An 11,795-nucleotide genomic window follows, 5' to 3' on the forward strand; every position below is an offset into this window, starting at 1 on the left:
CTCAATTACTGCGTGTAGGTTCCTTCGAGTTCTATTAAACCGGGTCCTATCACAGAATCTTGGAAATAAGTCTCTCATATTTTTCTTACAGAAACTAAACCAGGCTTTTTCAGAGTCTATCGTGAGTAATTCGCCAACTATATTAATGGTAATTATTTCACTGTCACTCATGATAGAATCATTGATATTACAACGGTTTATAATATGTGTTGGAGTGACTTTTTGGTAAATATCATCTATTAAAACATAGGCGATAGTTACAAAGTCTTTTAAGTTCACAATTTCTTTGATAGAATAATCTTTATTAAGCTCCAGCATGTATTGCCCCCCTATCTTAGTTTTGCGATTAATGATAGGTTACAATATTTTGCTGGGGTTTTTCATTCGCAATTTTTACCAGTAAAAAAGCTAGCACAACGAGTTAATTTAATAGCTAATTAAAATATTTTTCTTTAGTATATATGAATATGAAAAAATATACGCTATCATCCTCTCTCTTTTAAACTCGACTGCGCAATTTTATTTCAATTAGGACTGTTATGATGTTTTAATTATCTATAAACTAAAGATGTCTTATAAGAAATTGATTCGATAATTTTATATAAAGCAAGTAAATTTTGAAGTGATATTGTTTTATCTATTGGAATTTCTTACAGTTATAATTTAGCACTGTTTCCATATATATTCAAGTCTTAAATATCTTCTTTTTCGCTGTTTAAGCTTGTTAACTTCTCGCTATTATAAAGATACCCTTTATTTTTGTAATATTATTTTCAATTATCTAATAATTTGTAACAATAGGTACAATTCTAACATATTATATTAGCTTCTATTCAAAAACGGATGCAGTGGCTAATGAATAATTCTTATTTTTATTTTCAAATCGTATTTATAGAATATTATACTCAAAATCGTGTCATATAAGCAATAGATGTTATTATCCATGCAATGATTAACAACATAAGAACGTGTCCCTAGCTCCGTAGAATTTGCTATTTTATAGTATTGCTCCAAATATTTTCTGAAAGCTACGACTTATGCAGTTTTGATTTCTGAAGTACCGAAGGAAAAATGGGGCAACAAATATCCAAGTGCGATAAAGAGCTGGGAGGATAACTGGGATAACATAGCAACGTTATTTGAGTTTCCTGAATATATCCGAAAAATCATGTATACCACAAATGCAATAGAGAGCCTGAACAGCCAGTTCAGGAAAGTTACCAAGGCAAAGCTCATATTCCCCAATGATGAGAGCCTTTTGAAGATGCTGTATCTGGCCACTGAGAAAGTAAGCAGGAAATGGACCAGGGTATATCCAGATTGGGATCTTATCATAAATCAACTTAATATTTTGTTTGATAAAGTCTTAAACAAAGGGGCATAATTTGGGGACTCTGTCCCCCAAACCTCTGAGGTTTAGCGCTTTAATTCTCCCAGGAACGGGCGAAACGAAAGGAAAAGATAGGTATATAATATACCGAAAATGGTAAAAGTATACTTAACTATTATATATTAATGTGCCAATTATTTGTCTAAGGAGAGAGAATACACAAAATTATTTACACAGCCCTATAATGCAGCGGAATTGTAACAATATCGCATACCCCATAATTTTTGACTTTTGAAGACATATTTAATCTCCCTTTATTTTGATAATAACATATAATTATTAGTACTCAACAATTTCTCAAGATACAAAAAATATTACAGTCGCGTACTAACTCCATTATACAACTAATTATACATAAATTGCCTGACTGATTTTAAAATCCTTTAACCTTATAACGAAAACCACAGAATCATATTTGTAACGGTACCCCAAATTCTTTAGCAATTGTTTGCAAGCCTTGCTCGACTTCTTCTTTAGAGAAATTACATCTTTTTAAAAAGCCTTCATCAAGATTGTTTAACCTTTCGTAAAAGTCCAAAGCTAATTCTATGTACTTTTTATTTTTAGCATCCAACTTTTCGTATAGCAGATTTTCAGCCTCATTTATTTTCCCCTGATTTATTAAATCAGTTAACTGCATATGTAAGTAATCGGTTTGTGAATAATCTGCCTTATCCGTTGGCAATTCGTAAACAGCTGTTTCTTTGTTTAAAAGAATCTTTGCCAAAGCCCTCACCAAGTCCTTTATGATTCTCATTAAATAGTCTTGTTCAATCATAAACATTACACCTCCAATATTATTTCTATTACTGCTTTTTCCATAAAACACCCGTTAAAACTTGAATCTGCCGAATGAGTGTTCAAAATAACATAAGTTCAAATTACGAATTAAAGCCGTTAAAACTGTATTATTTATTATAAAATTGTGCTTGCGCATTCCATAATTGTAGGTTTTGCCGCCCTCCTCTATTAATTGCTCATGTGAGTCCTGCTGAATTATTGAACCGTCGTCGATTACAACTATTTTATTGCAAAATTTACATGAAGACAATCTATGGGAGATAAATATCGCCGATTTATTTTGAGCAGAATAATGTGCTTGCCAAGCGGTGTGATATAAATAACGCTGTTTTCCCACTAGTTAAAAAGTTGTAGTCTTCATACACCTTGCTCTCTGCTATCGAATCCATTCCAGATGTTGGTTCATCCAGAAATATCACTTGTGAATCGGTAATTAATGAATTGATCAAATGTACCTTCTGTTTCATGCCTCTCGAATAATTTTCTACTCTTTCATCTATAAATTTCAAAATTCCAAGTTCATCAAAATATTTTTCAATGTCAGATTGAAGATTATCACCAAAAATACCCTTCAATGCAGCTATGTATTCAACATTATCCCTGCCTGAGAGCCTATTATATAATCCCTTTTTACCTCCCAGAAGATAACTGGTTTTAGTTCTATATTCCTTAATGTTACTATATATATTAATGCCGTTATATTCTATAGTACCTTCCGATGGGTACAGCAAAGACGCAAGACATTTAATCAAAGTAGTTTTGCCCGCCCCATTATGCCCAAGCAAACATACTATCTCACCATCCATTAAGAAATAATACTATTATAATATAAGGACCAATGGGACAATTCCATTGGTCCTTAATCTATTGCTCACTTAGCTTTTTTGCTTTATTACAGGTTGCGATAATAGCTTCGATTATGGCACTTCTAAACCCTTTCTCTTCTAATATCCTTACACCTTCGATAGTTGTGCCTTTGGGGGAGCAAACCATATCCTTAAGTTTTCCGGGATGCTCCTTCGTTTCTATAACCATCATAGATGTGCCCAGTATTGTCTGTGACGCCATAACATACGATTTATCCCTGGGCAGCCCTAAATATACCGCAGCATCTGCCATCGCTTCTATGAGCATATCGATAAATGCAGGACCGGAACTGCACAAAGCAGTTACCGCATCCATCAGTTCTTCATTTTCCATAATTTCGACCATTCCGCATCCTGAAAGCATGTTCTTTATAAACTCCATGTCATGTCCGTCGACAGGAGGAGCATAAGAAGCTATAATCATCCCCTCGCCGACAAGTACGGGCGTATTCGGGATCGTTCTTACGACCTTGATATTTTTCTTTAAAAAACCTTTGACATAATCGATTGTTATTCCTGCGGCCACAGTGACAATCAGTTTATCTTCCGTAACGACATCTCTGATTTCATTCAATACCGATTTATATATATCGGGTTTTACTGAAAGCACGATTACATCCGATTTCTTGACCAAATCGATGTTGTTATCTGCAGCATTTGCTTTAAACCTTGCAGCCAGTAAATCCGCCTTGTCCTTATGTATGTTGCTTATATATATATCCCTGGCTTTTATATAACTTGAATTTATAATACCCTGAATCATTGCAGATGCGATATTCCCCGCTCCGATAAATCCAACCTTTCTAAACATAACAACCCTTCCTTTGCTTATTTATCATACATTTATTTTATTATCCATGCCTAATAAATTTTTGTTTTTTTCGATTACAGGCTTGACGCAGTCAGAAACGAATTCATCGACCTGTTCCGAAGCCCTGCCCGTAAAGTTTGAAGGTTTTAATACCCTATATACATCTTCCTTGTTCAATTTAAAAAGCGGATCGCTGCAAATCCTGTCTATAAGATCGTTTGAAAGGCCCTCCTGCTTTACCATCCTCGCGGCTTCCATAGAATGTTCCCTTATCCTTTCATGGAGCTCCTGCCTGTCTCCGCCCATTTTTACAGCCTCCATCAGCATATTTTCCGTGGCCATAAAGGGAAGTTCATTTAAAATATGCTGGTTTATCACTTTTTCATATACAACCATACCGCATGAGATGTTGAAGTATAGATTTAAAACGCCATCGCATGCCAGAAATGCTTCAGGTATTGTTATCCTCTTGTTTGCCGAATCGTCGAGGGTCCTTTCAAGCCACTGTGTGGATGCTGTGATAGCCGGATTCATCGCCGTCACGATTATAAATCTTGAAAGCGACGACATTCTTTCGCTTCGCATGGGGTTTCTTTTATAAGCCATGGCAGAAGAACCGATCTGACTTTTTTCAAAGGGCTCTTCCATCTCCTTGAGGCCCTGTAATATCCTCAGATCATTGCTGAATTTATAGGCGCTCTGTGCTATCTGCGACAGAACATTGAGTATTTTACTGTCTATTTTTCTCGGGTATGTCTGGCCGGTAACATAGAATGAAGTCTCGAATCCCATCTTTTCCGTTACCAATTTATCAAGTTTTTTAACTTTGGCGCTGTCGTTATCGAATAAATCCATAAAGCTTGCCTGAGTGCCGGTAGTACCCTTTACGCCGAGAAATTTCATGTGGTCTTTTTCAAAATCCAACAGTTCGATATCCATGAGAAGGTCCTGTATCCAGAGGCATGCCCTTTTACCTACGGTCGTAAGCTGCGCAGGCTGCAGATGCGTAAAGGCAAGGGTCGGCAGATCCTTGTATTTGACTGCAAATTTGCTTAAGCTATAGACTACGTTCACGGCTTTTTTCTTTATCAGGTTCAGTGCTTCTCTCATCAATAAAAGATCGGTATTATCGCCGACATAGCAGCTTGTGGCGCCAAGATGTATGATAGGTTTTGCCTTGGGGCACTGCACCCCATATGCATATACATGCGACATGACGTCATGCCTGGTTTCTTTTTCCCTTTTTTCAGCGACTTCATAGTTTATATCGTCCTGAAATTTTTTCATTTCATTTATCTGTTCGTCCGTAATATTCAAACCCAATTCCTTTTCAGCTTCGGCAAGAGCAATCCATAATTTCCTCCACGTTTTAAATTTCCTGTCGGCGGAAAAGATCTCGCTCATTTCCCTGCCCGCATATCTTACAATAAGCGGGTTTTCATATATTTCGTGCATACATTTCATCTCCCTATTCTCTTATCTGGCCGTTTCCATAAATAATATACTTTACGGAAGTCAATTCCCTTAACCCCATAGGCCCCCTTGCATGGAGCTTTTGAGTGCTTATCCCTATTTCGGCTCCCAAACCGAATTCATTTCCGTCGGTAAATCTGGTGGATGCGTTTACATAAACGGCAGCCGAATCAACTTCGGATAAAAATCTTTGTGAATTTAAATAGTTTTCTGTAACGATGACATCCGAATGTTTTGTACCATATTTGTTTATATGTTCTATTGCTTCATCTATACTATCAACTATTTTTACGGCCATGATATAATCAAGATATTCCTTATACCAGTCATTTTCATCAGCAAGTATGACATCACTGCAAATACTTTTTACTTTTTCGCATCCCCTGACTTCAACTCCATTGGATCTTAAACTTTTTATTACTCTTGGAACAAATATTTGCGCTATATCCTTATGGACAAGAAGTTTCTCTGCGGCATTGCATACTCCCGGCCTGCTTACCTTCGCATTTATGACGATTCTTTCTGCCATATCCATATCACAGTACTTATCGACATATATATGGCAGTTGCCGGTTCCAGTCTCAATTACAGGCACCGTGGCGTTTTCAACCGTGGATTTTATAAGGCCTGCTCCTCCCCTAGGGATAAGAACATCGATGTAACCGTTGAGTTTCATAAATTTATTTACAGTATCCCTCGATGTATCTTCTATGATTGATATGCAGTCTTCCGGCAGAGATGATCGGGTTAGTGCCTTTCGCAATGACTTTACGATAGCTATGTTCGAGTTTATGGCATCGCTTCCGCCTTTTAAAAATGCAGCGTTTCCTGATTTTATGCATAATGCCGCCGCATCAACTGTAACATTAGGTCTCGATTCATATATTATCCCGATTACTCCAAGGGGCACTCTCATCCGTCCTATAAGCAGGCCGTTGGGCATTTTATTCATTGATAATATTTCACCAACAGGATCTTTTAGCGATATTATCTGTCTCAGGCTTTCCAGCATAGCATTAAATCTTTTTTCATTTAATTCAAGCCTGTCGATGAGTACGCTTCTCATACCACTTGCTTTCGCACATTTAACATCTTCTTTATTTTGCGACAGTATATATTCCTTATCTTCCTTAAGCGCCCTTATCATATTTGCAATACAGGTATTTTTATCTTTTGTTGAAGCCTTCGCAATTTCTTTTGATGCATTTTTTGCACCATTGGCTTTTATTATTATATCCTCCATATCAACTATCCTCCCTCGAAAATATAGTACCTACTTGTTTACCTGAAATAATATCATATATGTTTTCGATCCTGCGACCGTTTGCAATCACCATAGTAATGTTATTATCGAACATTATTTGGGCTGCATTTATTTTGGTTTTCATTCCTCCCGTACCAAAGGCAGAGTTCGTTCCCTTTGAAATAAGCCTTATAGTATCGTCAATATGGGTTACCCGCTCTATCAGCTTTGCGCCTTCAAGATTCGGATCCCTGTCATATAAACCGTTTATATCGGATAAAATAATCAATAAATCAGCATCTATTATTTTTGCGACATATGCGGATAAAACATCATTATCTCCGAATTTAATCTCGTCTGTTGCAACTGTGTCGTTTTCATTCACTATAGGTATTATTCCAAGTTTTAGCAGTGTATTGAACGTATTCTTTGCATTTGCATTCCTGTCATCATAAAAAATATCTTCTTTTGTCAATAATATCTGAGCTATTGCCTTTCCGTATTCGGAAAACATTTTTTCATATATATGTACCAGTAAACCCTGGCCTATAGCTGCCATCGCCTGCTTTGCAGCAATATCCTCCGGCTTCTTCTTTAGACCTGTTTTTGTCATTCCTGTAGCTATTGCTCCGGAAGTCACGAGTACCACTTCTATACCTCTGTTTGCGATATCCGATAATACCATTGATAGTTTATCGATTATCCGCAAATCCAATTTTCCTGTTGAATGAGTGATTGTTGATGTCCCAACTTTTACGACAATACGATTATAAAGCATGAAGATCCTCCTGTTTTTTAATAGCCAAGTTTAGTTATTACAAATAATATTATACAGCATTTTATAGATAAAAAAGAGGTACACTTTTCAATATACTGATCAAGTGTACCTTTAATCTGTAGAAACTATTTGCGATACATGGATAAATGGACTCTAAAATTATCTCGGTTGTACTATCAGTTTTATTGCTGTTCTTTCTTCACCATCTATTTGAATATCCGTAAAAGCAGGTATACAAACGAGATCCAATCCTCCTGGAGCGACAAACCCTCTTGCAATAGCAATTGCTTTTACGGCCTGATTGATCGCCCCTGCACCTATCGCCTGCATCTCTGCTCCTCCCCTTTCTCTGATAACTCCTGCCAATGCACCCGCAACAGAATTTGGATTTGATTTTGCTGAAACTTTTAATACATCCATAATTAAAACCCCTCCGTCATTATTTGTAATCTCACTGATAGACCTATATACTACCTATTTCTACACGAGTAAATGATATCCTCTTTTTTATTAAAATATTTTTAATATTTTAATATTAGTGTAAATTCGGCATTAAGATGTAGGTTCAAGCATAAAAATCCAAAAATAATAATAGGCAGACACTATATAATGCTGTGTTATCTGCCTATTATCATCGATTATTATCTAATTATTTTCATTTTTATTATGCTGAATTCTAATTTAATTTAATCAGCATAGGAAATTACTTTGCATATTCTATTGCTCTTGTCTCCCTTATAACATTAACCTTTATTTGCCCGGGATATTCAAGTTCATTTTCAACCTTTTTGACAATATCTCTTGCCATCTGAACTGCCTCTGCATCGCCTATTGATTCCGGTTTAACCATGATTCTGATCTCTCTACCTGCTTGTATTGCATATGATTTTTCGACACCTTCAAACGAATTAGCTATAGCCTCTAATTTTTCCAGCCTTTTTATATATGCTTCAAGGGTTTCCCTTCTTGCTCCAGGCCTTGCAGCAGAGATTGCATCTGCAGCCTGTACCAAAACGGCCTCGACAGTTTGAGGCTCAACATCATTATGATGAGCCAATATAGCATGTGTAACGTTTTGTGACTCATGATATTTCTTCGCAATATCAGCCCCTATTACAGCATGGGGACCTTCTACTTCATGATCTACCGCTTTACCTATGTCATGTAAAAGACCGGCCCGTTTTGAAAGCAGTACGTCTGCTCCAAGTTCTGCAGCCATTAAGCCGGCAAGGTGTGAAACCTCTATGGAATGTCTAAGTACATTTTGTCCATAACTTGTTCTGTATTTCAACCTTCCCAATAGCTTTACCAATTCAGGATGCAGACCATGGACACCTGTTTCAAATGTCGCCTGTTCTCCTTCTTCTTTAATATCATTGTCAACTTCTTTTTTTGCTTTTTCAACCATTTCTTCAATTCTTGCAGGATGGATTCTTCCATCGGTTATAAGCTTTTCAAGCGCTATTCTTGCAACTTCTCTTCTTATAGGATCAAATCCGGATAATATTACGGCCTCCGGCGTATCGTCTATAATCAAGTCGATACCTGTCAATGTTTCCAATGTCCTTATGTTTCTGCCTTCTCTTCCTATTATCCTGCCTTTCATTTCATCATTTGGAAGTGCAACAACGGATACTGTAGTTTCAGCAACATGGTCTGCAGCACACCTTTGTATTGCGCAAGATATTATTTCTCTTGCCCTTTTGTCTGCTTCCTCTTTTGCTTTAGTTTCGATATCCTTTATCATCATAGCAGCTTCGTGCTTAATATCCTTTTTAACATCATTCAATAATAACTCTTTTGCTTCTTCTGAGGTCAAACCAGAAAGTTTTTCAAGCTCGGCAACTCTTTTTTTGTATAATTCTGAAATTTCATTTTTCAGCACCTGAACATCTTCCTGTTTCTTGTTCAAGTCATTTTCTTTTCTTTCTGCAGCATCTACTTTTTTGTCAAGGGTCTCTTCTCTTATTAGAAGCCTTCTTTCAAGCCTTTGAAGCTCAGACCTTCTTTCTCTTGTCTCCCTGTCAAGTTCACTTCTTAATTTATGAACTTCTTCCTTTGCTTCAAGAATCGATTCTCTTTTTTTAGATTCAGCTTCTTTTTCGGCATCAGCAATTATCTTTTTTGCTGCCTCTTCTGCATTTGATATCTTTCCTTCAGAAATATATCTTCTTACAAAATACCCTGTGAAAAAAGTCGCTATACCAATTACTACATAGCTTACAATTCTTAAAAGTATATCATAACACCTCCTTACTTCATTAATTAAAGGGACATTCCTCTTCCTGAGAATTAAATTCAGAATATTTTTAAGGATGTCCCCAAAACAAATAATCACAAAATATAAAACCGAGATGCACCCCGGTTTTAACTAAAACTCCAGGCAAATCAATTAATGTTTTCAGTAATGGCAAAAAATACTAACATATTAACCAGTATTTGTTTCAATTTTATATCTTTTTTAAATTTATGTCAAGTTAATATAATGCCGTTTTGGAGGTACGTATTTTAAGTTAAAGAATATTATTTTCAATAACCTGGACGTATTCCGGCATCATTTAAACGGTTGTCAAAAATCATCTTTATTATATTTTAAGCAGGCATCCACCGCTTTTATCGAAGTATCATAATCAAAGCCCTTGCCTACCAAATATCTGTATGTCTTTTGTATGAATTTTTTATCATTTGCATCGGCATTTGAACTCTTCATTCTTTTTTTAGCCAATGCTATTGCCGCCTCCAGATCAATATTATCGGCTTCAGCCATGACCTGCGATATTATATTCCGTTTTATGCCCTTATTTGCAAGTTTCCAGGCGATCTTTCTTATGCTTGAATGCTTTAATTTTTGTTCTTCACTTAATATTTCCTTTGCATACCTCAAATCATTAATATAGTCAAAATCCTTAAGCTTCAATATGACTTTTTCGATAGTTCTTTTATCATATTTTAACTCTTTCAGCTTATTATATATTTCACTCTCGCTTCTATCTCCGTACTCAAGATACTTTAGGACCCTATCAAATGCCGATTTGGACTGGCATTTTAAAATTATTTCATTTAAATGTTCTTCATCGATGCATTCATTTTCTTTTATACCCAGCTTGATTATCTGCTCATAGTCAGTACTGAAGCTGAATTCATAATCCACATAAACATCGCACTTATTGTTTTTTTTGTTTACTATTGATGTAATTATCATAAATGCCACCTTGCACCTCTCATGACCAAACTCAGGAGTGTTCAAACCTATATTTATAAAAAAGCCCTCAATCAAGAGGACTTTTTATTATTTTGCAGATGCTTCTTTACTGTTATCCTGTGCGGGAGTGCCATCAAGACTTATTACCTTTAGATTATATTTATCCCTGATTTTCTTCTCTATTTCATTTGAAACCTTCACATTGTCAGTTAAATACTGCTTTGCATTTTCCCTGCCCTGGCCTAACCGCGTATTGCCGTAAGAGAACCATGCGCCGCTTTTTTGTATGATATCATTTGCAACGGCTGTATCGAGCAAACAACCGCTCCTTGAAATACCAGTACCATACATGATATCGAATTCTGCCTGCTTGAATGGAGGGGCGACTTTGTTTTTTACTACTTTCACTCTCGTCCTGTTACCTATGATGCTGTCCCCCTGCTTTATATTATCTATTCTCCTTACATCAAGCCTTACGGATGCATAAAACTTCAACGCTCTTCCTCCTGGAGTCGTTTCGGGGTTTCCAAACATGACTCCGACTTTCTCACGCAGTTGATTTATGAATATCGTAACGCATTTTGACCTGCTGATAGCTCCCGCAAGTTTCCTTAAAGCCTGTGACATCAGACGTGCTTGAAGGCCAACATGTGAGTCGCCCATTTCTCCTTCTATTTCTGCCCTTGGAACCAGGGCTGCTACGGAATCAATTACAATCACATCTACAGCATTGGATCTTACAAGAGCTTCGGTAATTTCGAGCGCCTGCTCGCCCGTATCCGGTTGGGATACGACAAGGTTGTCGGTATCCACTCCCAAATTCTTTGCATAAACAGGATCAAGCGCATGCTCTGCATCTACAAACGCAGATGTGCCTCCCATTTTTTGCGCTTCAGCGATTACGTGGAGCGCAACTGTTGTTTTCCCTGATGATTCCGGTCCGAATATCTCAACTATCCTTCCTCTTGGCAGGCCCCCGACCCCTAATGCAATATCCAGATCCAGCGCACCTGTCGGTATCACGTCGATGTTCAGTTTTGCAGATTCACCAAGCCTCATAATTGAACCCTTCCCAAACTGTTTCTCTATTTGAGTCATAGCTTCTTCAAGAGCTTTAATCTTTTCGTTATTCATTTTATACCTCCTGGATTTAAACTTATTGATAAGGCGCTACGAACAAATGTTCTATATAAATAGTACACTAATTTTTACTCGCGGTCAAATATTGCAT

11 protein-coding genes and 1 pseudogene are annotated in these 11,795 nt (G+C 36.8%); 1 reads left to right on the forward strand and 11 read right to left on the reverse strand.

Annotated features, from left to right (window positions below; all coding sequences use genetic code 11):
* Nucleotides 1-318: IS982 family transposase (locus tag QME45_06070; GenBank protein ID MDI6618231.1), on the reverse strand; the 318-nt coding region annotated here is incomplete at its 3' end.
* Nucleotides 319-1,063: 745 nt separating this feature from the next.
* Here QME45_06070 and QME45_06075 point away from each other — a divergent pair.
* A pseudogene (locus tag QME45_06075) lies at nt 1,064-1,384 on the forward strand (transposase).
* 415 nt (nt 1,385-1,799) lie between these two features.
* On the opposite strand, the gene QME45_06080 reads toward QME45_06075, so the two are convergent.
* From QME45_06080 to recA, 10 genes are all read right to left on the reverse strand, one after another.
* A complete protein-coding gene (locus QME45_06080) occupies nt 1,800-2,168 on the reverse strand; it encodes a DUF6483 family protein (protein MDI6618232.1) in 369 nt (122 codons plus the stop codon).
* A gap of 298 nt (nt 2,169-2,466) precedes the next feature.
* Nucleotides 2,467-2,997 (reverse strand): ABC transporter ATP-binding protein, encoded by a 531-nt coding sequence (locus QME45_06085; GenBank protein ID MDI6618233.1) that lies wholly within the window; start codon nt 2,995-2,997, stop codon nt 2,467-2,469.
* Nucleotides 2,998-3,055: 58 nt separating this feature from the next.
* A complete protein-coding gene (proC, locus tag QME45_06090) occupies nt 3,056-3,868 on the reverse strand; it encodes a pyrroline-5-carboxylate reductase (GenBank protein ID MDI6618234.1) in 813 nt (270 codons plus the stop codon).
* Between the two features lie 24 nt (nt 3,869-3,892).
* Complete coding sequence (gene purB / locus QME45_06095) at nt 3,893-5,323, reverse strand: adenylosuccinate lyase (GenBank protein ID MDI6618235.1); 1,431 nt, start codon at nt 5,321-5,323, stop codon at nt 3,893-3,895.
* A 13-nt stretch (nt 5,324-5,336) separates the two neighbouring features.
* Nucleotides 5,337-6,584 (reverse strand): glutamate-5-semialdehyde dehydrogenase, encoded by a 1,248-nt coding sequence (locus QME45_06100; GenBank protein ID MDI6618236.1) that lies wholly within the window; start codon nt 6,582-6,584, stop codon nt 5,337-5,339.
* A gap of 1 nt (nt 6,585) precedes the next feature.
* Nucleotides 6,586-7,362 (reverse strand): glutamate 5-kinase, encoded by a 777-nt coding sequence (gene proB / locus QME45_06105; GenBank protein MDI6618237.1) that lies wholly within the window; start codon nt 7,360-7,362, stop codon nt 6,586-6,588.
* 159 nt (nt 7,363-7,521) lie between these two features.
* Nucleotides 7,522-7,782, reverse strand: a complete 261-nt coding sequence (locus QME45_06110; GenBank protein ID MDI6618238.1) for a stage V sporulation protein S — start codon at nt 7,780-7,782, stop codon at nt 7,522-7,524.
* Between the two features lie 283 nt (nt 7,783-8,065).
* Complete coding sequence (rny, locus tag QME45_06115) at nt 8,066-9,601, reverse strand: ribonuclease Y (GenBank protein MDI6618239.1); 1,536 nt, start codon at nt 9,599-9,601, stop codon at nt 8,066-8,068.
* Between the two features lie 330 nt (nt 9,602-9,931).
* Nucleotides 9,932-10,564: a regulatory protein RecX gene (locus QME45_06120; protein ID MDI6618240.1), complete on the reverse strand. Its 633-nt coding sequence runs from the start codon at nt 10,562-10,564 to the stop codon at nt 9,932-9,934.
* An 87-nt stretch (nt 10,565-10,651) separates the two neighbouring features.
* On the reverse strand, nt 10,652-11,698 hold the full coding sequence (gene recA, locus QME45_06125; GenBank protein ID MDI6618241.1) for a recombinase RecA: 1,047 nt from the start codon (nt 11,696-11,698) through the stop codon (nt 10,652-10,654).
* Nucleotides 11,699-11,795 lie beyond the last annotated feature (97 nt).

This window comes from Clostridiales bacterium (genome assembly GCA_030016385.1).
Classification (GTDB): domain Bacteria; phylum Bacillota; class Clostridia; order Clostridiales; family Oxobacteraceae; genus JASEJN01.